The following is a 21,991-nucleotide window of genomic DNA, read 5'->3' as shown; positions in this document are numbered from 1 at the left end:
TTTCATGGATCGTTACCTTTTGCGCAACAGTGCTTATCGCACTTCGCTCTGTTTCAAGTGCATTGAAAGGACTAACTTTACCCCCGTCCTCATTAGCACTTGCACAGCAAGAAGGTAGTTTCAAATGTCCAACAGTATGGGTATTGCCAGCGTCTTCGTCCTGTCGTCCCTGTTGTTGTCGCCCCTGGCCATGGCCGAAGAATCCCAGGCTTTCGTCACCCGTAATGCTGAGTTCGCCGCCGTCCACCAAGAGGCCCGCGAAGCCGTAGCAGCACAGCAGGTTGACGCCGCCAAAGACGCTAACCAGACAGCTTCCAAGGTCGCCGTCGATACCAATGCCGACAGCTGATCAAGCGTTGTTACTGCTCCCGTTTTCCCTTGGCTACGCCATGGGCACCACCGGTGCCGATATGTTAGCCTTTTAAAGCCGCTGCCGATCAGCGGCTTTTTTTATGTGCCTTAACTATCAGCCCCGCTGTAACGTCTACCTATAAAAAAGACGCACATTCAAAAATAAAAACTGCCCCACCGTCATACCGAAGGAGCTTGTACCGGTGTCTTCCGCGTTTCGTTTTACCCCGCTATTCATTGCGTTGACTGCAACGATCCCTTTCGCCGCCCAGGCAGATGAAGACAAGGCTGATGGCTTCATCGAAGGTTCGTCATTCAACTTGCATTTCCGTAATGCCTACTTCAACCGCGACAACCACAACGCCGGCGTGCGCGACACCCGCGAGTGGGGCCAGGGCGCGGTTGCCCGTTTCGAATCGGGCTACACCCCAGGTGTGGTCGGCTTTGGCCTGGACGCCCATGCCATGTTGGGCCTGAAGCTCGACGGCGGTGGCGGCCATGCCGGCACCAGCATCCTGCCGACCCACCACAAGAACGAAGACGAACTGGGCGCTGCCCCACACTCGTTCTCCACTGCCGGGGCTGCGATCAAGCTGAAGGCCTTCGACACCGAGCTGAAGGCCGGTGACCTGTTCCTCACCAACCCAGTGATCGCTGGCGGTGAAACCCGCATGCTGCCGCAGACCTTCCGCGGCGTGAGCCTGACCAACCACAGCGTCGACGGCCTGTTGCTCGAAGGCGGCCAAGTCAGCTTCACCCACCCGTACAACCAGAGCGGCCACCGTCGTATCGACACCTACTACGGCGACATGGACGGCCAGACAAGCAAGCACCTGAACTGGGCCGGCGCGTCGTGGAGCGGCACCGAAAACATCACCACCAACCTGTACGCGGCCGAGCTGAAGGACGTCTGGAACCAGTACTACGCTGACTTCGACTACACCTACGTGGTCAACGACCTGGTCAGCCTGAACCCGGGCGTGCACTTCTATCACACCCAGGACACCGGCCAGGCCCTGCTGGGCAAGATCGACAACAACACCTACAGCGTGCACTTCACCGTCAACGCCGGGTACCACAGCGTCACTGCCGCCTACCAGCGGGTCAATGGCAACACGCCGTTCGACTACATCAACCTGGGCGACAGCGTGTACCTGGACAACTCGCGCATGTACTCGGACTTCAACGCGCCTAACGAGCGCTCGTGGAAGCTGCAGTACGACTATGACTTTGCCGGTGTCGGCGTACCTGGCCTGACCAGCTCGCTGTCGTACTCGCGCGGTGAGGCTGACCTGACCAAGGTCGACCCGAACAACACCCATTACGACTACTACGTTGCCGATGGCAAGAACGCCATGCACTGGGAACGCGACCTGGATGTGAAGTACGTGTTCCAGGAGGGTGACTTCAAGGACCTGTCGGTGCTGGTGCGCTATGCCACTCACCGTGGCAGCCAGGGCTATGCCTCGATCGACAGCAACAGCGACAACGATGAAGTGCGGGTGATCGTCGATTACCCACTGAACGTGTTCTGACCCAAGACCGCTCCCACAGGAAAACGCATTCCCCTGTGGGAGCGGCCTTGTGTCGCGATTGGGCTGCACAGCAGCCCCATACGCGATTCCGTCGGACAAATCTTGTCCGACAATCACCGCTTCCCTAGAATGTCGCCGCCGCGAATGGCCCTGCCCACGCAGTAGCGAGCATGCCCACCCAATCCCCGCGTTCAGCACTCTACAGGTCGCACCCCGAGCTGACCCTCAACCTGGGCAGTTGCCTTGCCGTGCTCGCCATCGTGGCTATCGTCAGCTACCTGCTGGCGCGTGAACGCGACAGCGTCGAGCTGTCCGCCATTCGCTCGTCCAACAACATCGTCCAGCTGATCGAAAGCGACATCCTGCGTAACGTCGAGCTCTACGACCAGTCACTGCAAGGCCTGATCTGGGCGGTCGGGCGCAAGGAATTGCCGGAAATACCCGGCCCGTTGCGCCAACGCCTGCTGTTCAATGAAGCCTTCGTCGACCGCAAGCGCGGTGACGTACTGTGGCTGGACAAGCAGGGCAATGTGGTGGGCGACTCCACCAGCATCGTGCCGCGCAAGGCCAACTTCGGCGATACCGGCGTATTCAAGGCGCACCAGCACAACGCCAACCTCGGCTTGCTGGTGGGGCCGCCGTTCAAGGCCAAGCTCGGCGAGCTCGACTGGTGCATCAGTTTCAGCCGGCGTATCCCTGGCCCCAATGGCGAGTTTGCCGGGGTGGCGGCCGGGGCGCTGCGCCTGTCGTACTTCAGCGACCTGTTCCAGCGCCTGGACATTGGCGACGACAGCAGCATCAACCTGTTCAACAGCGACGGGCAGCTGCTCGCCCGCCAGCCCAGCCGCGCGCAAGACCCGCTGATCGGCAGCAACTACGCCGAACGGCCCAATTTCAAGCGCATTCTCAGTGAACAGAGTGGCAACTTCACCGCCCACTCCAGCCGTGACGGCAAGCCGCGCATGTACACCTTTGCCCGGGTCGCGCAGCTACCGCTGATCGTGCTGGTGGCGCACTCGGCCGATGAGGTGTTCCAGTCCTGGCGCCGTACCGCAATTCTGGTCAGCGTTGCCACTGGGGTGCTGTGCGTGGGCATTCTCTGGCTGACCCTGTTGCTGGGGCGCGAGCTGCGCCGCCGCCAGGAGGCCGAACAAGGCCTGGCGACATTGGCCGCCACCGACAGCCTGACTGGCCTGGCCAACCGTCGCCGCCTGGACCAGGTGCTGCGCCAGGAATGGGCCCGCGCCCAACGCAACCGAAAGCCGCTGGCGGTGCTGATGGTGGATGTCGACCATTTCAAGGCGTTCAACCAGCGCCATGGGCATGCCGGTGGCGACCATGCCTTGCGCGAAGTGGCCAAGACCATCGAGGCATGCATACGCCGCCCAGCTGACCTGGCGGCGCGTTATGGTGGCGAGGAATTCCAGGTGGTGCTGCCGGAAACCGACCTGGCCGGCGCGCAGTTGTTGGCTGAACGCATCCGCGCCAACGTCGAGGCGCTGGCACCGTTTGCCGATGATGCCCACGCGGTTACGGTGAGCATCGGCATTGGCCTGTCCGGCACCCAGCACGACCTGGCGAGGGTGCTGGGTGCAGCGGACGAAGCGCTCTACCGGGCCAAGGCCAAAGGCCGCAACCGGGTAGAGGGGCCTGGCGTTTAGGCGCGGGCGCGGGCGGCGTTGCGCAGGGCCTTGACCTGGTCATGGTTGCGCTGCACACCTTGCAATTGCTTTTCTACCAGGGTGTAGGTCGGGTCGCTGGCAGTGCGGCCCAGCTTCACCAGCTTCTCGCGGGCTTGCTTGTAGGCCTTGAGGGCGTGGTCCTCACCCCGCTCCACTTCGTTGAGCACCGCTTCTTCGTCCTTGCCGGTAACCATCGACTTGAGGTTGACCCAACCGCGGTGCAGGTCGCCGCTGATGCTGGTGGAAGTTTCCGGGTCGCCACCCAGGCGGCGCACTTCGCTTTGCAGCTCGCCAGCGGCGCTGGCGCACTCGCCGGCACGCTGGACGAAGAACGCTTTCAGATCGGCGCTCTTCACATCATCGGCCGAGGCTTTGAAGCCTTTCTCGCCATCCTTGCTGTACTCGATCAGGTCGTTGAGCACGTCGATTACATCTTTGTTGGGGTTGCTCATGCTACGAACTCCTTGGCAGGTGATAGTCATCTGTAAAGGAGCAGCCTTCGTGCCAAGCTTTTCAATACATTAAAATTGTTTAAATTCAACAAGTTGTAAATTGGCAGGCAACGCCCGATAGCGGCGTTCTGCATGATTGCCGCTTGGGGCTTCGTGCAGATTGCAGTATGGTCGGCGCTTTTCCACAGCCAGGTGCGCCGATGAAGCCGGAAACCCTCGAACTGCTGGTGACCCGCAGCATGCCGTTTGGCAAGTACCAGGGGCGGATCATTGCCGACCTGCCGGGGGACTACCTGGCGTGGTTTGCGCGCAAGGGCTTCCCGGTGGGGGAGCTGGGCGGGTTGTTGGCGTTGATGCATGAGATCGATCACAACGGGCTGGGTGACCTGCTGGTGCCGTTGCGGCAGAAGCATGGGCGCTGATCTGTTCCGCCCTCTTCGCGGGTAAACCCGCTCCCTCAGGATCTGTGCAAGCTTGAAGATTGTGCAATCCCTGTAGGAGCGGGTTTACCCGCGAAGAGGCCAGTGAAGCCACCTGATATCGCTAGCCTTTCACCGGCGCCACTGCCAGCTCAACCCGCTCGCTCTTCTTGATCACCGCATACACCACCGCCGTCAGCAAGCTACCCGCCACAATCGCCAGCAAATACAGCAGCGCGTGGTTGATTGCATTAGGGATCAGCAGCACGAACAACCCGCCGTGCGGCGCCATCAACTTGCAGCCGAAGTACATCGACAAGGCCCCGGTCAACGCACCGCCAGCCACACTCGCCGGGATCACCCGCAGCGGGTCCTTGGCGGCAAACGGGATCGCCCCTTCGGAGATGAAGCACAAGCCCAGTGCCAAGGCCGCCTTGCCAGCCTCGCGCTCGCTCTGGGCAAACTTGCGCCGGGCCATGAAGGTAGCGATGCCCAGGCCGATCGGCGGCACCATGCCAGCGGCCATGGTCGCCGCCATCGGCGCGTAGCTCGACGAGGCCAGCAGCCCCACCGAGAAGGCATAGGCGGCCTTGTTGATCGGCCCGCCAAGGTCAACGCACATCATGCCACCCAGCAATAGCCCGAGCAGGATGGCATTGGTGGTGCCCATGCTGTCGAGGAAGTGCGTGAGGCCTTCGAGCATCGCCGCCACAGGCTGGCCAACCACGTAGATCATCACCAAGCCAGTGAACAGGCTGGCCAGCAGTGGAATGATCAGGATCGGCTTGAGCGCCTCCAGGCTGCTGGGCAAACGCGCCCAGCGGGCAATGGCCTTGGCGCTGTAACCGGCGAGGAAGCCGGCGACGATGCCACCGATGAAGCCCGCACCCAGTGTGCTGGCCAGCAGGCCGCCAATCATGCCGGGGGCCAGCCCCGGGCGGTCGGCGATGGACCAGGCGATATAGCCCGCCAGCAGCGGCACCATCAGCTTGAATGCAGCCTCGCCGCCAATCTGCATCAACGCCGCCGGCAAAGTACCCGGCTGTTTGTAGGCCTCGATGCCGAACACGAACGACAGGGCAATCAGCAGGCCACCGGCCACCACCATCGGCAGCATGAACGACACACCGGTAAGCAGGTGCTTGTACACCCCGGTCTTCTCGCCCTTGGCCGGCGCGGTCGCAGCGCTGGCATCGGCGCTGTTTTCCACCTTGGCTTCGGCCAGGGCCTTGTCCAGCGTGGCGCGGGCCTGCTTGAGGGCGATGCCGGTACCGCAACGGTAGATACGCTTGCCCGCGAAGCGCGCGGTGGGCACTTCGATGTCGGCGGCCAGCAGCACCACATCGGCAGCGGCGATGGCTTCGGCAGACAAAGGGTTGCGCGCACCAACCGAGCCCTGGGTCTCGACGGTTAGCTGGTACCCCATTTGCTGTGCCGCTTGCTGCAAGGCCTCTGCAGCCATGAAGGTGTGCGCTACACCGGTCGGGCAGGCAGTGACTGCCACAATGCGCGCGCCAGCGCTGCCAGCAACCACCGGGCTGCCCGGTACATCCGCCAACAACTGGGCGTTGGCTGCGGCTTCATCGAGGAAGCCCTCGCGGTCAGCCAGGGCCTGCGACGGCGTGCTCTGGTAAACGCGCTTGCCAACGAAGCGGGCCAGGTTCACCGGGCCGGTGCTGACCACCAGCACCCAATCGGCCTCGGCAATCTGCGCGGCGCTCAGCTGCCGCTCGGGGTGTTCGGCATCCTGCACCTCGACGCTGGTGCTCCAGCCACGTCGCTGGGCAGCGGCAGACAGCAAGCGCGCGCTCAGCACACTCGACACCTGGCCATTGGGGCAGGCGGTGACAATGGCAATGTTCATCGGCAACCCTCTTGTTGTTCTGTCAGTTGCACGGCGGCTTCCAGGCGCGCCAGTTGCTCGCGGTCACGGATGCCGAAGCCAACCTGGGTCACCGCCTGAGCGGCAATCGCGGTGGCGCGGATCAAGGTCTGCGCAGGGGCCTCACCCAGCAGCAGGCCATGGACCATGCCAGCCACCAGCGAATCCCCCGCCCCCACCGTACTGGCGACGCGCACCTTGGGCGGGCAGGCATGCACGGCCAGGTCGCGGGCGAACCAGCCAACTCCCTGCTCACCGGCAGACACCACTACGTGTTCGACGCCGCTGGCCAGCAGGCGCTCGGCAGCAGCTCGCTGTTGCGCCGGGTTATCCACAGCCAGGCCAAGCACCTCGCCCAGTTCTTCGGTATTGGGCTTGACCAGCCAGGGCGCGCTTTGCAGGCCGACACGCAGGGCTTCGCCGCTGCTGTCCAGGGCCACCTTGAGGCCTTGGGCCTTCAACTGGTCGAGCAACTGGCGGAACCATTCGGTGCTGATCCCGCGCGGCAGGCTGCCTGCCACCACCACCGCATCGTGGCCTGGGGCGACCTGTTCCAGGCGGCGCAGCAAGGCGCTACGCGCCGCCTCGTCGACCTCCGGGCCCTGGCCGTTGATGTCGGTGACACGGCCATCGGCCTCGACCAGCTTGATATTGCTGCGGGTTTCTCCCGGCACTCGGACAAAGCAGTCGGCAAAGCCGCGCCAGTCGATCAGCGCCTCGAACGGCGGCAGGTTGTCGCGCCCAAGGAAGCCGCCGACGGTCACACTGTGCCCCAGGTCGGCCAGTACCTGGGCAACGTTCAGCCCCTTGCCCGCCGCGTGGCTGTGCTGCACATGGCTGCGGTTGACCTGCCCCGGGCGCAGCGTATCCAGGCCGATGGTGATATCCAGCGCCGGGTTCAGGGTGAGGGTGAGGATCTTGGCCATTCAGGAACGCTCCACCAGCGCGCGTACCGCCGCGGCGCTGTCCTGTTGCAGGGCCTCACGCGCCAGGGCGCGGGCCGTCTGGTGATCGGCCTGGCGGACCAGGGCCTTGACTTCGGCAATGCTGCGCGCAGCGACGCTGAGTTCGTCCACGTCCAGCCCGAGCAGTACGGCGACCGCTTGTGGGTCGGCGGCCAGTTCACCGCACACACCCACCCACTTGCCATGGGCATGGGCGGCGCGCACGGTCATGTCGATCAGGTTGAGCACCGCCGGGTGCAGGCCGTCGGCCTGGGCCGAAAGGCTGGGGTGGCCACGGTCGATGGCCAGGGTGTACTGGGTCAGGTCATTGGTGCCGATGCTGAAGAAGTCCACTTCGCGCGCCAGTTGCGGCGCCAGCAGGGCCGCCGAGGGCACTTCGACCATGATGCCCAGTTGCAGGTCGGCCACCGGGATCTCGGCACGCAGGCGCTCGACCATGGCCCGCGCCTCGCGCCATTCGTGCACTTGGCCAACCATCGGGAACATGATGCGCAGCGGGCGCTGGTCGGCAGCGCGCAGCAAGGCGCGCAACTGCTCTTCCATCACCTGCGGGCGCTGCAGGGTCAGGCGTATGCCGCGCACGCCGAGGAAGGGGTTTTCCTCGGCGGCGATCGGCCAGTACGGCAGCGGCTTGTCGCCGCCGACATCCAGGGTGCGTACCACCAGCGGGCGCCCGTCGAGGCCATCGAGCACGCGGCGGTACTCGGCTTCCTGGGTGGCCACGTCCGGGGCCTGGGGGTGGGCCATGAAAATCAGCTCGGTGCGCAGCAGGCCCACGCCTTCGGCACCCTGCTCCACCACCTTGGCGATACCGCTGCTCTCGCCAATGTTGGCGAACACCTCGACGGCATGGCCATCGCGGGTGACAGCGGGTTCGAAGCGGTTGGCCCAGGCGGCCTGCAAACGTTGCTCGCGCAGGTCACGTTCGGCCAGGGCTCGTTGCAGCTCATCCGCTGCCGGCGCCACGCTGACCACACCGCGCTGGCCATCGAGCAGCAGCGGTGTGCCGCTGTCCAGCAGCAGAATCGACGCGCCCGCAGCGACCACCGCCGGAATGCCCAGGGCACGGGCAACGATGGCACTGTGGGCAGTGGCGCCGCCCTGGGCGGTGACGATGCCAGCGACCCGGTTTGGGTCCAGGCGGGCGACATCGGACGGGCCGACTTCGGTCATGACCAGTACGTAGGGCTGTTCCGGCTCCACTTGGGCCTGCACACCGCACAACTGCGCCAGCACGCGGCGGCCAATGTCGCGCAGGTCGGCGGCGCGTTCGGCGAGCAAGGCGTCGTGCAGCGACTCCTGCTGGCGGGCCGCCGCCTCGATCACTGCCATCCATGCTGCTGCGGCACTTTCGCCTTGGCCCAGACGCTGCTCGACATCGTCGGTCAAAGCCGGGTCGGCAAGCATTTCCTGATGGGTGACGAAAATTTCGCCAATGGCCTTGTCGCTGCGCTGGACCAAGGCCTGCAGCTCGCCATTCACTGTCGCCATGGCTTCGCGCAGCTTCTGTCGCTCCTGGGCGCATGACTCGCCGCGCAGGGGGTAGTCGAACTCACGCTCGACACACACATGCGCCGGGCCGCTGGCAATGCCTGGGGCGGCGCCCACACCTTGGACGCGGCTACCGGCCTCTGGGGCTTGCAGCACTTCGGCCGCTGCGCTGGCGATGGGCGCGGTGCACTGCGCCAGTGGCTCCACGTCCTCGCCCAGGCCCTGTTCGATGGCGGCCAGCAGCACCGGCAAGGCATCGGCGGCGATACCAGGCTCGGCTACCAGCTCCAGCACCTGGCCACGGCGGGCGCCAAGGCTTAGCAGCTTGCTCAGGCTCTTCACGGACACCGCTGGCTGCGCACTGTCGACCAGACGCACACGGATTTCCCCCTCGAAGCCTTTGGCCAGTTGCGCCAGCACCTTGGCCGGGCGGGCATGCAAACCATGCGGGTTGGCCAGCGCGATGCGCGCGCTGGGCCAGTCCGCCGGCGCCTCACCGCCCAGCACTTCCAGCACTGCACGGCTGCTGGTGGCCTGGTAGAGCATCTGCCCGCGGCCTTCGATCAGCACTTCGCACAGGCGTTCGAGCAAGGCCTGGTGAGCGGCGCCGAGGCTGGCCAGGCAGAACAGGCCGTTGAGCGGCTGGTCGCGGTAGCGCAGCGGCTGCTGCGGGGTGATGAAGGCCAGGCCCGGCTGGCGCACCTGGCGCTCGCTGTGCAACCACCACAGGCCTTCGCCCAGCGGTAGCGGCTCGGCCTGCTGCAGCACGGCGGCAAACCCGCTGTCGACGCAGTCGGCGCGCTGCAACAGGCGGGCACCGCGCCAGGCCAGTTCGTCGAAGTCTTCGGCCGGCAGGTTCAGGCCGACCAGTTGCGCGTCCAGTGCCAGCTCTTGTGGCGCGCCCTGCAACAGTTTCAGCAGCGCTTCGGCGGAACCGGCCCGGCGCAGGGCTTCGGCCAGGTCTGTCTCGCCCAATGCGCGGGTCAGCAGTTGCAGCAGGCGCAAATGTTCGTCGGAGCGGGCGGCGATACCGATGGCCAGGTAGACCATTTGCCCATCGCCCCAGTCCACCCCTTCGGGGAACTGCAGCAGGCGCACGCCAGTGGCGTACACCAGGTCACGGGTTTGCGGCGTGCCATGGGGGATGGCGATGCCCTGGCCAAGGAAGGTGGAGCCTTGCGCCTCGCGGGCCTGCAGCCCTTGCAGGTAACCGTCGGCAACCAGGCCGTCAGCAACCAGCCGCTCGGCCAGCAGGCGCAATGCCTCGGCCTTGTCGGCGGCCGTCTGGCCCATGGCTATCTGCTCCTTGGCGAGCTCGAGCATGACCTTCTCCTTTTGCAGTTCCCGGTCGGGTACTGGAGTATTGTTGTGAAATTCACATAAAGGGCCAGTTCAACAGCCTTGCGCAAATGGCAGCCGAGGCAGAAAAATCGGCAGCTGAAACGTTTAATCTGACCAGACGGCCACGTTACTCGATAATCTGCCGAGGAAAAAGCCCCATCCTGTCGGACAATTGCGACAATGGTCGTCTGCGCGTGGCGCCAGCGCCGGGTCAAACTACCCGGTCCGGCCTCACAGCCAGCCCCGGTAATAACAAGGAAAATTCGGTGAAACTCAGCGATATCGCCCGTCTGGCCGGTGTGTCCGTGACCACTGCCAGCTACGTCATCAATGGCAAGGCTGAACAGCAGCGCATCAGCAACAGCACTGTCGAACGGGTGCGTGCGGTGGTCGAAGCCCATGGCTTCACACCCAACCCACAGGCGGCTGGCCTGCGCAGCCGGCACACCCGTACCTTGGGCTTCATTCTCCCGGATCTGGAGAACCCCAGCTACGCCCGCATCGCCAAGCAACTGGAGCAAGGCGCCCGCGCCCGCGGCTACCAGTTGTTGATCGCCAGCAGCGACGACCAGCCAGACAGCGAACGCCAGTTGCAGCAACTGTTCCGCGCCCGCCGCTGCGATGCGCTGTTCGTCGCCAGCTGCCTGCCGCCAGAAGATGACAGCTACCGCGAACTGCAGGACAAAGGCCTGCCGGTAATCGCCATCGACCGCCGCCTGGACCCAGCACACTTCTGTTCGGTCATCAGCGATGACTGCGATGCCAGCCGCCAACTGGCCGCCAGCCTGCTGAGCGCAGCCCCGCGCAGCATCGCCCTGATCGGCGCACGCCCCGAGCTGTCGGTCAGCCAGGCGCGTGCCGGCGGCTTTGACGAAGCCCTGCAAGGCTATGCCGGTGAAGTCCGCCGCTACCAGGGCGAAGCCTTCAGCCGTGAGTGCGGCCAGCGCCTGATGCAGCAGCTGATCGACGACCTCGGCGGCCTGCCAGATGCCCTGGTGACCACCTCGTATGTGCTGCTGCAAGGGGTATTCGACACCCTGCAAGCGCGCCCGGCCGATTCGCGCCAGCTGCAACTGGGCACCTTTGGTGACAACCAGTTGCTCGACTTCCTGCCGCTGCCAGTCAACGCCATGGCCCAACAGCACGGCCTGATTGCCGCCACCGCGCTGGAACTGGCACTGGCCGCGATCGAGGAAAAACGCTACGACCCTGGCGTGCATGCTGTCGGCCGCACCTTCAAGCAACGCATCAGCGTGGCCTGAACATGCGCCTGATCGACACCCACACCCACCTGGACTTCCCCGACTTCGACGCCGACCGCCCGCGCCTGCTGGCCAACGCGGCGGCGCGTGGGGTGCAGCGGATGGTGGTACTGGGGGTGTATCAGGCGAATTTCCAGCGGGTGTGGGAGCTTGCCTGTAACGACCAGCGCCTGTTCGCCGCACTCGGCCTGCACCCGGTCTACCTCGACCAGCATCGCCCGGAGCACCTGGTGCAGTTGCGCGAGTGGCTGGAGCGCCTGCACGGTGACCCGCGGCTGTGCGCCGTGGGTGAGTTCGGCTTGGACTACTACCTCGAAGACCTGGACAAGGCGCGCCAGCAGGCGCTGTTCGAAGCACAACTGCAGCTGGCTTGCGACTTCGAACTGCCCGCCCTGTTGCACGTGCGCCGCAGCCATGCCCAGGTGATCGCCACGCTCAAGCGCTACAAGCCGGCGCAGGCCGGGGTGATTCATGCGTTCGCCGGTAGTTATGAAGAGGCTCGCGAGTACATCAAGCTGGGCTTCAGGCTCGGGCTTGGCGGTGCAGCTACCTGGCCGCAGGCGCTGCGGCTGCGCAAGACCCTGGCGCGGTTGCCGCTGGACAGTGTGGTGCTGGAGACCGATGCGCCAGATATGGCGCCGGTGATGTACCCAGGGGTGCGCAACAGCCCGGAGCATCTGCCGGAGATTGCCGGGGCGTTGGCGCAGGTGATGGGGGTGGATGTTGGCGAACTGGCTGAGGCCAGTAGCCGCAATGCTTGCGAGTTGTTTGGCTGGTAGCAACTCTATTTCCTGCACCGGCCTCTTCGCGGGTAAACCCGCTCCCACAGGGGCCGCACCAACTCTGAGAGCAACACTGTACCTGTGGGAGCGGGTTCACCCGCGAAGAGGCCGGCGAACTAGTTCAGATCAGCACCGTCCACAGCGCAAACCCGGCATACCACAACACCGCACAGCGCAGCAGCAGTTCCCACAGGCTGTCCAGCCGCCCCAGCCCGCGCTGGCTGTCTTCTTCCTCGGGAATGTCATCGGCAATGCGCCCGACCCGGGCCACCAGGTGCGCGGCGCTGATGTGCCAGTTGAGCAGCTCGTGCAGCATCACACGGGTAACGGCGAGGAAGTTGCCTACCAGCGCAAAGCTCAACGCCAGCAAACGCACCGGCAACCAGTCCATGATATGCCGCAGCTGCTCGGCACGTGCCTGCAGCGCCGGTTGCTTGCTGTGTTCACCGCACAATGCCAGCAAGCGATAGGCCAGCGCCGTCCCCGGGCCCAGCACGAAGTACCAGAAGATCACTGCGAAAAAGCCTTGGTAGACCTGCCACAGCAAGTTGCCCTGCACGCTCACCAGCAGGCTGTGCGGATTGTCCGCCGCCAGGCCAAGGTCACGCTCGGCCACATGCAGCGCCGCCTGGTCATCGCCGCGCCGCCAGGCATCGCGGAACGGGCCCAGCGACGCCTTGGCATCGCCGCGGCCCAGGCTGTAGACCAGCACCAGCAGGTGCACCGGCAAGGCCAGCAAGCCATAGGCCACCGGGTCCAGCACGTGCAGCAGCAACATCAGCAGTGCTACCGGTGCCAGCACCAGAATGGCCAGTGTCCACCAAGGGTGCACCTTGCCGCTGCGCTCCAGGCGCACCAGTTCGCCAAGGAAGAACCCGTCGCGCTGCACCTGATGGCGCAGGGCCGAGAACTTCTCTACCCACAGCGCCAGCAACAACACCAGAAAACTCATGCCTTGTCCTCGTCGTGCTGCAGCGCCTGGCGGTAGCGCGGCCAGTCGAAGGCCGGGCCGGGGTCGGTCTTGCGCTGCGGGGCAATGTCGCTATGGCCCTGGATGCGGCCCAGATCGATGGCCGGCCAGGCACCGCGGATGTGCCGGGTAAGTTGCTCCAGCACGGCGTACTGGGCATCGGTATAGGGCAGGTCGTCGGTGCCTTCCAGTTCGATACCGATGGAAAAGTCGTTGCAGCCTTCGCGCCCGTCGAAGCTCGACACACCCGCATGCCAGGCACGGTCGCGCAACGACACGAACTGGGTCACCGCACCGTCACGCTCGACGAACAGATGCGCCGACACGGTCAGGTGGTTGATGCTGGCGAAATAGGGGTGTTCGTCGGGGTCCAGGCGGTTCTGGAAGAACTGCTGCACCTTGCCGGTACCGAAACAGGCCGGCGGTAGGCTGATGTTGTGGATCACCAGCAGGGAAATCGATTCGCCTTCGGGGCGGGCATTGAAGTTTGGCGAGGGGCAGTGGGTGATTCCGATTCCGTGGAACCAGCCAGTGGCACGGTCCAATTGCATGGGGCAGATCCTGAAACGCCATGAACAGAGCACAGTATGCCCTGCGGCCAACGGCGTTTGCATGTGAATGATTGTAATGTTGCCGCCTACAGCGCTTGCCCTTGCCGCAGCCCGTCGAGCACCACCTCCAGCGCCCGCTCGAACAACAGCCCGTCATCCAGAGCCCGCACTTCGCCCCGGTGCAGTGCCTGAGCCAGGCTGGCACCATTCCACTCGCGCACTTTCATGCCGGTGCGGTTGGCGAACACCAGCCTGTCGCTGCTATCGATGCGCGCTACCAGCTTGCAACGCAGTGGTTCGTCTTCATCGAACACCTCGACCCAGGTACCGATACGCATGCGCTGTACCTGCCGCAACGCCACAGCCTGCCCGTCGGCAAAATGCAATGGCGCACAAGCCGGCTCTTCGGCAATTGCCAGCACGATATCCTCGGCCACCAGCACTTCGGCCAAGGACTGGTCATCGCTAACAGGCAGCAGCGCATTGCCTGCGCATGCGCGCAGGTGCAACTGTTCCAGTTGCTGGAAGAATTCGCGGGTCGCCTGGGAGTCCAGTGCTACGCTGGCCAAGCCATCGCGCAGCGACTTGAGCAGGCCCGGCACCTGCAGCAGCAGTGCTTGCGGTTCGTGCGGCGGGCTGATGCTGGCCAGCAGCGTGTCCAGCGTATCCAAAGCATCCCGCCAGGCCTGGGACGCCTCACCCTGCTTGAGCCAGGCCAGCAGCAACACCTGGCTCCAGGCCTGCACCAGCATCTGGACCACCACCTGCGGCAAGACCCGGCCGCGCAAACGCTGGTTGAGCACCTGCTGCACCTGCTGCCTGGCCTGCAGGGCCCGCGCACGTCCTTCTTCGGCATCGCGGGTACGTTGTTCCAGCAATTCGTTGCGCCGTCGCTCGTCCTGGTTGAAGGCCAGGAAGTCGTCGAGCAGTTCGGCAAACAGGCTGGCATCTTCTGCAAATTCATTGAGCAGGCGCTGGACGGTGCGCTCCACCCGCAAGTGCAGGTTGTCGCGCAGGCCTTCGCCGCCACATTCCCAGCCAATAGCCGCGCCAGCAATCTCGTTGAGCAAGCGGCGGGCCGGGTGGCTGGCTCGGCTGAACAGCCCCTTGTCGAGCAGGGCCACCTTGAGCAGCGGTATGTGCAAACGCGCAATCAGCGCGCGCAGGCTGAGCGGCAGGTTGTCATCGTTCTGGATGTAAGCGAACAGCAGGCCGACCAGGTTGATCATGTCTTCGTCGGCCACGGCAATACGCCGACGTGTGCCGCTGCGCACGCTGACACGCAGCAGCAGTTGTTCAAGGTGCTGGCCGAGCTCGAAATCATCGGCCTCATGGCTAGCGGGCACGTAATGCTGCAAATGCGTAAGCAGGCGCAGCAAGTCGGCAGTACTGACCGGCTGGGCGCTGGTCGCCGCCTGCAAACGGGGGGCGAACTGCCCGCGCGCCGGGGCCAGCAGCGTTTGCAACGAAGCAAACAAGGCCTGCCCTGCCGCGTCCGCACCAACCGCTTGGCCCAGGCTTGCCGGCCCCCTGCGTGCGCTCATGCCCCGGTCTTCGGCGCGCCGGCGCGGCGCCGGTTGCAGCTCGGGCAGCACCCCGGCGGCAGCCAGCAACTGGTTGGCTTCGCCATAGATCAGGTCAGCGTCGCGCAGCACATAGCGCTCGAACAGCTTGAGCAGGATCAGCTTGACCCGCAGGCCTACCCCCAGGTTATAGCCAGCATCGAGAAAGTAACCACACAACGCGGCAGGCCCCAGCGGGTTGTGCTGCTCATGCAAGGGCCGATCAAGCAGCGCCTGTAAACGCAAGCTCAACTGCTGCAGGGCAAAGCCGTCCCGCGACAGTACCCGCGCAACCATCCCTTCGACGGCTGCGGCCCGCTCCAGTTGCGCCTTGTTGCGCACGCCTGAGTCGCCCAGGCGCGCCAGCGGGTCAAGCTGGCCAATGCGGGCAAAGGTGTCATAAAAGGTATCGAGAAAGCCGCGCTCGATGCTTTTGCGCTTGAGGCGCAAATCGCGCATGGCCTCGAAGTACAGATTCTGGTCGCAGCGCTCATAGGCTTTGTCGGCCATTTCGAACAGGGTGTCGTCGGCGTTGTCGAACAGCACCTGCAGGGCCTGGCGCAGTTGCAACGCTGCCTTGTCGCGCACTTGCAGGAGCAACACCGGAAGGCAAGGCAGAGGCGTGCGCGCACCTCGGTCGATGGCTGCCGCCAAGGGCACCACCTTGCCTTCTTTTTGCATCCTGGACTCCTTGCAGGGTGTCTTGCCCGAAGGGCTTAACATCGTCAAAGCTATGACGCCAAATACTGGTCGCTATTATCGGTAAAAAATCGCACCGCTGCCAGCGCCGTGTCACCGGCGGGTGAGTGACACTGATTTGCTCCCATTGCTCGCGTCGGCCGACCAAAGGTCATCGCCAAGGCGGCTGTACACACCGGCCCCCTGCCCTATAATCGCGGGCATCTAGCTTGTGGAGCCGACCATGCCGAACCTACGCCTTGCCGACCTGACCGCTGAAATCGAAGCCAACGTGCGCCGTGCACTGCTGGAGGACATCGGCAGTGGCGATATCACCGCGCAACTGATCCCGGCCGAGCGCCTGGCCAAGGCGACCATCATCACCCGCGAAGACTGCGTGATTGCCGGCACCGCCTGGGTCGATGCGGTGTTCCGCCAACTCGACCCGCGCGTGGCGGTGCACTGGCAGGTAGCTGACGGTGAACGTGCCACAGCCAACCAGCCACTGTTCCACCTGGAAGGCCCGGCGCGTTCGCTGCTGAGCGGTGAGCGCAGTGCGCTGAACTTCCTGCAGATGCTGTCGGGGGTTGCCACCCGTGCACGCTTTCTGGCCGATTTGGTGGAAGGCACCCAAGTGCGCCTGCTGGACACCCGCAAGACCCTACCTGGCCTGCGCCTGGCACAGAAGTACGCGGTTACCTGTGGCGGTTGTGACAACCACCGCATCGGCCTGTACGACGCCTTCCTGATCAAGGAAAACCACATTGCCGCCAGCGGCGGCGTGGCCGAGGCCGTAGCTGCGGCGCATCGCATTGCACCGGGCAAGCCGGTGGAGATCGAGGTGGAGAGCCTGGAAGAACTGCGTCAGGCGCTGGCGGCGGGTGCCGACATCATCATGCTCGACGAGCTGAACCTGGACGAAATGCGCGAAGCGGTGCGCATTACTGCGGGCAAGGCCAAGCTGGAGGCCAGTGGCGGGGTAAACGAGACGACCTTGCGGGTGATTGCCGAGACGGGTGTGGACTACATCTCGATCGGGGCGATGACCAAGGATGTGAAGGCGGTGGACCTGTCGATGCGCTTGAGCCTGTGAGCTGATTGCAGGCATGAAAAAACCGGCCATCGAGCCGGTTTTTTTTGTGGGGCTGCAAAGCAGCCCCGGCGTTCTCGAATCAGAACGAGGCGTTGGCCAGCCCGTCCAGGTAACGCTCCACGTCCAGCGCCGCCATGCAGCCGGCACCGGCCGAGGTGATGGCCTGGCGGTAAACGTGGTCAGCCACGTCACCGGCGGCGAACACGCCCTCTACGTTGGTGGCGGTGGCATTGCCTTCACGGCCGCCGTTGACCACCAGGTAGCCGTCCTTCAGGGTCAGCTGGCCTTCGAACAGCGAGGTGTTCGGGGTGTGGCCAATGGCAATGAACACGCCGTCGACCTTGATTTCGTCGCTGCTACCGTCGTTGTTCTTCAGGCGCGCACCGGTCACGCCCATGTTGTCACCCAGCACTTCGTCCAGGGTGGCGTTGAGCTTGAGCTCGATCTTGCCTTCGGCCACACGGGCGTTCAGCTTGTCGACCAGGATCTTCTCGGCGCGGAAGGTTTCGCGGCGGTGCACCAGGGTAACCTTGCTGGCGATGTTGGCCAGGTACAGCGCCTCTTCCACGGCAGTGTTGCCGCCGCCAACCACGGCGACTGGCTTGTTGCGGTAGAAGAAGCCATCACAGGTGGCGCAGGCCGAAACACCCTTGCCCATGAAGGTTTCTTCCGACGGCAGGCCCAGGTAACGGGCGCTGGCGCCGGTGGCGATGATCAGCGCGTCGCAGGTGTACTTGCCGCTGTCACCCTGCAGGGTGAATGGCTTGTTGGCCAGGTCGACGGCGTTGATATGGTCGAAGACGATTTCGGTTTCGAAACGCTCGGCGTGCTCTTGCATACGCTGCATCAGGGCCGGGCCGGTCAGGCCATGGGGGTCGCCCGGCCAGTTGTCGACTTCGGTGGTGGTGGTCAGCTGGCCACCGGCCTGCATGCCGGTGATCAGCAGCGGCTTGAGGTTGGCACGGGCGGCATACACTGCGGCGCTGTAACCGGCAGGGCCGGAACCGAGAATGATGACGCGCGAATGACGTACTTCAGACATGTCGAACTCCTGTCGAGCGGGCCGGCATCGGTGTACCGGCTGCGCCAGCTGGAAAATTAAAAAGGACCCACGCAGCACTTGGGGAAGGCTACAACGCGCAGGCCCAGAAAGCGGAAAGTTGAGCGCACTGTAGCGAGGTCGCAAAGATTAAGGAAATATCCTTCGACAATCCACCTCATAGGCATCGTCTATGCTGCGATTTCATCGATAAGCAAAGCCCTGGCGCTTTTGTTACAGCCCGTTTCCCGCCTGCTACCCGCCTTTCGTCGGCGCGACAAACTCGGTAAGGTCAGCGCGTTTTCCTTCTCTGCGGAGTCTCTTGATGCAAGCCCCTGTCCTCTCTGGCCCCCAGTACCTGCGCGAAGGCCTGAAACTGGTGCTGAGCCCCAACCTGCGGTTGTTCGTGCTGCTGCCGCTAGCGGTCAACCTGCTGCTGTTCGGCGGCCTGATCTACTTTGCCGGCCATCAGTTCAGCCTGTGGGTGGATGCCCTGATGCCGACCTTGCCGAGCTGGCTGAACTTCCTCACCTACATCCTCTGGCCGCTGTTCGTCGCCTTGGTGCTGTTGATGGTGTTCTTCACCTTCACCCTGGTGGCCAACATCATTGCCGCGCCGTTCAACGGCTTCCTGGCCGAGAAGGTGGAAGTGGTCGTGCGCGGCGAAGACAACTTCCCGGCGTTCAGCTGGGGCGAGTTGGTGGCCATGGTGCCGCGCACCCTCAGCCGCGAAATGCGCAAGCTGGGTTACTTCCTGCCACGGGCCATCGGCCTGTTCATCCTGTCGCTGATCCCGGTGGTCAACGTGGTGGCAGCGCCGCTGTGGCTGATCTTCGGGGTGTGGATGATGGCAATCCAGTACATCGACTACCCGGCGGACAACAACAAGATGAGCTGGCAGGACATGCTCGCCTGGCTGCGGCAGAAGCGCTGGCAGTCACTGGGCTTTGGCGGGATTACCTACCTGGCGTTGATGATCCCGGGGGTGAACGTGCTGATGATGCCGGCGGCGGTGGCCGGGGCTACGTTGTTCTGGGTGCGGGAGCGCAACTGATCCTTGGGCTGTACGCAGCCTTCTGTAGGAGCGGCCCTATCGCGACACAAGGCCGCTCCTACAAAAAGCAGACCGCGTCTGGTTTGGGTTCTACTGCCCCAACCGGCTGGAAAACTGCCCCACCACATCCACCACCCGCTTCGCCCCGTCCTGGATCTCTACAATCACGTTGCCCGTCTCGTCAGCCAGCGCCAGCCCCTGTTCGGCCTGGCGCTTGCTGGTGTCGATGATCGCCACCGCCGCCTGGGCCAGTTGCTCGTTCTGCTGCACCACCCGGGCGATTTCCTCAGTGGCAGTGCTGGTACGCGAGGCCAGCTGGCGCACTTCATCGGCAACCACGGCAAAACCCCGCCCCTGCTCGCCCGCGCGAGCCGCTTCGATGGCGGCGTTCAGCGCCAGCAGGTTGGTCTGCCCGGCAATGTCGCTGATGGTCTTGATGATCGAACCGATCACCCGCGACTGGGTATCCAATGCCTGAATACCTTCGGCCGCCTCCTGCATCGAGGCTTCCAGGCCGCGCATCACGCTGACGGTCTGGGTAACCACATCGGTAGCCTTCTGGGCGCTGGCATCGGTGCCCAATGAGGTGTTGTAGGCAACATCGGCCGCCTCGGCCACCGCTTGCTCCTGGTTGACCTGGTCGGTGATCACGGTGGCGAATTTGACCACCTTGTACAGCACGTCGTGGGCATCGAAGATCGGGTTGTACGAGGCTTCCAGCCAGATCACCCGGCCATGGGCATCGATGCGCTTGAAGCGTTCGGCAACGTATTCGCCACGGCGCAGCTTGTCCCAGAAAGCCTGGTAGCCGGCCGAGTTGGCCTCCTCCGGCTCGCAGAACATGCGGTGCTGCTTGCCGCGAATTTGCTCCAGGCGGTAGCCGACGGTGGCCAGGAAACGGTCGTTGGCGGTGAGGATAGTGCCGTCGAGGTCGAACTCGATCACCGCCGTGGAGCGCATCAGCGCCTTGATCAGGCTTTCGTGCTCGCGCGACGTCTCGATGGTGCGGGTGAGGTCGCTGGAATGCAGGGTGAAGTACTTGATGCGCCCTTCGCTGTTCTTCACCGGCTGCAGGATCGAGCGCAACCAGGCTTCCTGGCCATTGCCGCGCAGCAGGCGGAACGCGCCGTTCAGGTGTTCGCCACGGCTGATCGCGCTTTTCATGCGCTGATAGAAATCCAGCGACTTCACATGGCCGGGGACGATGTCCTCGATGTTGCGTCCAAGCAATTGTTCGGCACGGTAGAGCATCTCGCTCTCAAAGTTGCCGTTGACCATCTCGATCCGTCCCTGGGGGTCGAGTTGAAGGACCAGCATCTCGCTGTCGAGGCTACTTTTGACCTGTTCGATGGACATCAGGTCTTCGCGCAGCTGCCGGATTTCTTGCTTGAGCTTGTTGTTGAACATCACCGCTCTCCCGGAGCGCATCAAGTAGTCGAATGCATCTTCATCGGCTGCCGGTGACCCCTTCTTGAGTGCCATGCAAGGAAATATTCACAAAAGCAAGAACGTCGGCGGTCAGGCGTCATCTGTACGTCACATGGCAGTCACATTGGCGCAACCCTGCGGGCGGAAACTTTTTGTCATGAATACATCCGCCCTGCGCATTACCCTGGTCAGCGAAACCTTCCCACCCGAAATCAACGGCGTGGCTAACACCCTTGGCCGCCTCAGCGAAGGGCTGCGCCAACGCGGCCATGAGGTTGAGGTGGTGCGCCCGCGCCAGGCCGGTGAAGGGCCTGTGCACAACGACCCGCACTTGATGCTGTGCCGTGGCTGGGCCCTGCCCGGCTATCCCGGCTTGCAGTGGGGCGAGGTGTCGATGCACAAGCTGTTACGCCGCTGGCGCCGGCAGCGCCCGGATGTGCTGTACATCGCCACCGAAGGGCCACTGGGGCTCAGCGCCCTGCGCGCGGCCCGACGCCTGGGGGTGGCTGTGGTCAGTGGTTTTCATACCAACTTCCCGCAGTATTCCGGCCAGTACGGGCTGGGCCTGCTGACACGCCTGCTCACCCACTACCTGCGCTGGTTCCATCGGCGTACGGCCATCACCCTCGTACCTAGCCTCAGCCAACGCCTGGAGCTTGAGCGCCGTGGCTTCGAACGCCTGCAGCTACTGGCCCGGGGTGTAGATGCCTGCCTGTTCAACCCGGCCCGGCGTAGCCAGGCATTGCGCGAAAGCTGGGGGCTTGGGCCAGACGATATCGCTGTGCTGCATGTCGGCCGGTTAGCGGTGGAAAAGAACCTTGGCTTGCTGCGGCCTTGCCTTGAGGCATTGCAGAAAACTTATCCACAGAAACGTCTGCGCCTTGTTTTTGTCGGTGACGGCCCACAGCGCACTGCGCTCAAGCAGCAGATGCCGGATGCCGTGTTCTGCGGCGCCCAGCGGGGCGAGGTGCTGGCCGAGCACTATGCCAGCGGCGACCTGTTCCTGTTCCCGAGCCTGACTGAAACCTTTGGCAATGTGGTGCTCGAAGCCATGGCTTCGGGGTTGGCGGTGGTCGCTTATGACGAGGCGGCCGCAGCGCAGCATATTCGCCATGGCCATAGCGGCGCACTGGCCATGCCAGGGGATCAGGCAGCGTTCATCGATGCCGCTTGTTGGTTGCTGGAAGAAGAAGAAACATTGCGCCGGGTGCGCCTGAATGCGCGGCAACATGCCAGCCGCCAGGGCTGGCCGGCGATTGTCGAGCAGTTTGAGGGGTATTTGCATGCAGCTCGGGGCCAGGCTACTGCTTCACCAGCGTCGCAGCTGGGGGCTACGCGATCTGTGTAGGAGCGGCCTTGAACTGGCCTAATGATTTTGGACACCTTCATCGGGCGCTATGATGGCGCCCAATTGGAGGCAAAATTAGTGCGTAAATCTTACTCAAGAGAATACA

General features: G+C 63.9%; 18 protein-coding genes. 9 read left to right on the top strand and 9 right to left on the bottom strand.

Features of this window, described 5'->3' with window-relative positions; genetic code table 11:
* Nucleotides 1-124 precede the first annotated feature (124 nt).
* From ABE456_RS20810 to ABE456_RS20800, 3 genes are all read left to right on the top strand, one after another.
* On the top strand, nucleotides 125-349 hold the full coding sequence (locus tag ABE456_RS20810) for a hypothetical protein (protein ID WP_346645604.1): 225 nt from the start codon (nucleotides 125-127) through the stop codon (nucleotides 347-349).
* Nucleotides 350-554: 205 nt separating this feature from the next.
* Nucleotides 555-1,886, top strand: a complete 1,332-nt coding sequence (locus ABE456_RS20805; protein WP_346645603.1) for an OprD family porin — start codon at nucleotides 555-557, stop codon at nucleotides 1,884-1,886.
* A 170-nt stretch (nucleotides 1,887-2,056) separates the two neighbouring features.
* Nucleotides 2,057-3,547 carry a sensor domain-containing diguanylate cyclase gene (locus tag ABE456_RS20800; RefSeq protein WP_346645602.1) on the top strand — a complete coding sequence of 497 codons (1,491 nt, stop codon included), beginning with the start codon at nucleotides 2,057-2,059 and terminating at the stop codon, nucleotides 3,545-3,547.
* Here the strand turns inward: ABE456_RS20800 and ABE456_RS20795 are convergent.
* Complete coding sequence (locus tag ABE456_RS20795) at nucleotides 3,544-4,020, bottom strand: PA2169 family four-helix-bundle protein (protein ID WP_346645601.1); 477 nt, start codon at nucleotides 4,018-4,020, stop codon at nucleotides 3,544-3,546. The two genes, ABE456_RS20800 and ABE456_RS20795, sit on opposite strands and share 4 nt — an antisense overlap.
* Nucleotides 4,021-4,220: 200 nt before the next feature.
* On the opposite strand from ABE456_RS20795, the gene ABE456_RS20790 reads away from it, so the two are divergent.
* The gene (locus ABE456_RS20790; RefSeq protein ID WP_346645600.1) at nucleotides 4,221-4,442 is read left to right on the top strand and encodes a DUF3820 family protein; all 222 of its coding nucleotides are present in this window, start codon (nucleotides 4,221-4,223) and stop codon (nucleotides 4,440-4,442) included.
* Nucleotides 4,443-4,563: 121 nt separating this feature from the next.
* Here ABE456_RS20790 and ABE456_RS20785 read toward each other — a convergent pair whose 3' ends face one another.
* From ABE456_RS20785 to ptsP, 3 genes are read right to left on the bottom strand one after another with little or no spacing between them, the layout of a single operon-like run.
* Nucleotides 4,564-6,303: a PTS fructose-like transporter subunit IIB gene (locus ABE456_RS20785; RefSeq protein WP_346645599.1), complete on the bottom strand. Its 1,740-nt coding sequence runs from the start codon at nucleotides 6,301-6,303 to the stop codon at nucleotides 4,564-4,566.
* Nucleotides 6,300-7,247 carry a 1-phosphofructokinase gene (gene pfkB / locus ABE456_RS20780; protein ID WP_346645598.1) on the bottom strand — a complete coding sequence of 316 codons (948 nt, stop codon included), beginning with the start codon at nucleotides 7,245-7,247 and terminating at the stop codon, nucleotides 6,300-6,302. The genes ABE456_RS20785 and pfkB overlap by 4 nt, the downstream gene beginning before the upstream one ends.
* Complete coding sequence (ptsP, locus tag ABE456_RS20775) at nucleotides 7,248-10,100, bottom strand: phosphoenolpyruvate--protein phosphotransferase (RefSeq protein ID WP_346645597.1); 2,853 nt, start codon at nucleotides 10,098-10,100, stop codon at nucleotides 7,248-7,250.
* A gap of 284 nt (nucleotides 10,101-10,384) precedes the next feature.
* Between ptsP and cra the strand changes: the two genes are divergently transcribed.
* Together cra and ABE456_RS20765 are read left to right on the top strand one after the other, a co-directional pair.
* Nucleotides 10,385-11,380, top strand: a complete 996-nt coding sequence (cra, locus tag ABE456_RS20770) for a catabolite repressor/activator (protein ID WP_346645596.1) — start codon at nucleotides 10,385-10,387, stop codon at nucleotides 11,378-11,380.
* A 2-nt stretch (nucleotides 11,381-11,382) separates the two neighbouring features.
* A complete protein-coding gene (locus ABE456_RS20765) occupies nucleotides 11,383-12,159 on the top strand; it encodes a TatD family hydrolase (RefSeq protein WP_346645595.1) in 777 nt (258 codons plus the stop codon).
* Nucleotides 12,160-12,283: 124 nt separating this feature from the next.
* On the opposite strand, the gene ampE is transcribed toward ABE456_RS20765, so the two are convergent.
* The 3 genes from ampE to ABE456_RS20750 form a co-directional block, all read right to left on the bottom strand.
* Complete coding sequence (ampE, locus tag ABE456_RS20760; RefSeq protein WP_346645594.1) at nucleotides 12,284-13,114, bottom strand: regulatory signaling modulator protein AmpE; 831 nt, start codon at nucleotides 13,112-13,114, stop codon at nucleotides 12,284-12,286.
* Nucleotides 13,111-13,683: a 1,6-anhydro-N-acetylmuramyl-L-alanine amidase AmpD gene (ampD, locus tag ABE456_RS20755; protein ID WP_346645593.1), complete on the bottom strand. Its 573-nt coding sequence runs from the start codon at nucleotides 13,681-13,683 to the stop codon at nucleotides 13,111-13,113. Before ampD ends, ampE begins: the two co-directional genes overlap by 4 nt.
* Before the next feature lie 86 nt (nucleotides 13,684-13,769).
* Entirely contained in the window at nucleotides 13,770-15,926 is a 2,157-nt protein-coding gene (locus ABE456_RS20750; RefSeq protein ID WP_346645592.1) for a DUF1631 domain-containing protein, read from the bottom strand.
* A gap of 241 nt (nucleotides 15,927-16,167) precedes the next feature.
* On the opposite strand from ABE456_RS20750, the gene nadC reads away from it, so the two are divergent.
* Complete coding sequence (gene nadC, locus ABE456_RS20745) at nucleotides 16,168-17,016, top strand: carboxylating nicotinate-nucleotide diphosphorylase (RefSeq protein WP_346645591.1); 849 nt, start codon at nucleotides 16,168-16,170, stop codon at nucleotides 17,014-17,016.
* 79 nt (nucleotides 17,017-17,095) lie between these two features.
* On the opposite strand, the gene trxB is transcribed toward nadC, so the two are convergent.
* Entirely contained in the window at nucleotides 17,096-18,058 is a 963-nt protein-coding gene (gene trxB / locus ABE456_RS20740) for a thioredoxin-disulfide reductase (protein WP_003247318.1), read from the bottom strand.
* Nucleotides 18,059-18,380: 322 nt separating this feature from the next.
* Here trxB and cysZ point away from each other — a divergent pair, with 322 nt between their 5' ends.
* A complete protein-coding gene (cysZ, locus tag ABE456_RS20735; protein ID WP_346645590.1) occupies nucleotides 18,381-19,109 on the top strand; it encodes a sulfate transporter CysZ in 729 nt (242 codons plus the stop codon).
* A gap of 90 nt (nucleotides 19,110-19,199) precedes the next feature.
* Here the strand turns inward: cysZ and ABE456_RS20730 are convergent, their stop codons facing one another.
* The gene (locus ABE456_RS20730; RefSeq protein WP_346645589.1) at nucleotides 19,200-20,516 is read right to left on the bottom strand and encodes a PAS domain-containing methyl-accepting chemotaxis protein; all 1,317 of its coding nucleotides are present in this window, start codon (nucleotides 20,514-20,516) and stop codon (nucleotides 19,200-19,202) included.
* 178 nt (nucleotides 20,517-20,694) lie between these two features.
* Here ABE456_RS20730 and ABE456_RS20725 point away from each other — a divergent pair, with 178 nt between their 5' ends.
* Nucleotides 20,695-21,885: a glycosyltransferase family 1 protein gene (locus tag ABE456_RS20725; RefSeq protein WP_346645588.1), complete on the top strand. Its 1,191-nt coding sequence runs from the start codon at nucleotides 20,695-20,697 to the stop codon at nucleotides 21,883-21,885.
* Nucleotides 21,886-21,991 lie beyond the last annotated feature (106 nt).

This window comes from Pseudomonas sp. TWI929 (assembly GCF_039673335.1).
Lineage (GTDB): Bacteria > Pseudomonadota > Gammaproteobacteria > Pseudomonadales > Pseudomonadaceae > Aquipseudomonas.
Note: the sequence above shows the minus strand (reverse complement) of the source record. Positions and strands in the feature narration are given on the sequence as shown.

Coding starts and splice junctions, on each gene's coding strand:
- ABE456_RS20810 (WP_346645604.1), top strand. CDS start 125: ATGTCCAACAGTATGGGTATTGCCAGCGTCTTCGTCCTGTCGTCCCTG.
- ABE456_RS20800 (WP_346645602.1), top strand. CDS start 2,057: ATGCCCACCCAATCCCCGCGTTCAGCACTCTACAGGTCGCACCCCGAG.
- ABE456_RS20795 (WP_346645601.1), bottom strand. CDS start 4,020: ATGAGCAACCCCAACAAAGATGTAATCGACGTGCTCAACGACCTGATC.
- ABE456_RS20790 (WP_346645600.1), top strand. CDS start 4,221: ATGAAGCCGGAAACCCTCGAACTGCTGGTGACCCGCAGCATGCCGTTT.
- ABE456_RS20785 (WP_346645599.1), bottom strand. CDS start 6,303: ATGAACATTGCCATTGTCACCGCCTGCCCCAATGGCCAGGTGTCGAGT.
- pfkB (WP_346645598.1), bottom strand. CDS start 7,247: ATGGCCAAGATCCTCACCCTCACCCTGAACCCGGCGCTGGATATCACC.
- ptsP (WP_346645597.1), bottom strand. CDS start 10,100: ATGCTCGAGCTCGCCAAGGAGCAGATAGCCATGGGCCAGACGGCCGCC.
- ABE456_RS20765 (WP_346645595.1), top strand. CDS start 11,383: ATGCGCCTGATCGACACCCACACCCACCTGGACTTCCCCGACTTCGAC.
- ampE (WP_346645594.1), bottom strand. CDS start 13,114: ATGAGTTTTCTGGTGTTGTTGCTGGCGCTGTGGGTAGAGAAGTTCTCG.
- ampD (WP_346645593.1), bottom strand. CDS start 13,683: ATGCAATTGGACCGTGCCACTGGCTGGTTCCACGGAATCGGAATCACC.
- ABE456_RS20750 (WP_346645592.1), bottom strand. CDS start 15,926: ATGCAAAAAGAAGGCAAGGTGGTGCCCTTGGCGGCAGCCATCGACCGA.
- nadC (WP_346645591.1), top strand. CDS start 16,168: ATGCCGAACCTACGCCTTGCCGACCTGACCGCTGAAATCGAAGCCAAC.
- trxB (WP_003247318.1), bottom strand. CDS start 18,058: ATGTCTGAAGTACGTCATTCGCGCGTCATCATTCTCGGTTCCGGCCCT.
- cysZ (WP_346645590.1), top strand. CDS start 18,381: ATGCAAGCCCCTGTCCTCTCTGGCCCCCAGTACCTGCGCGAAGGCCTG.
- ABE456_RS20730 (WP_346645589.1), bottom strand. CDS start 20,516: ATGTTCAACAACAAGCTCAAGCAAGAAATCCGGCAGCTGCGCGAAGAC.
- ABE456_RS20725 (WP_346645588.1), top strand. CDS start 20,695: ATGAATACATCCGCCCTGCGCATTACCCTGGTCAGCGAAACCTTCCCA.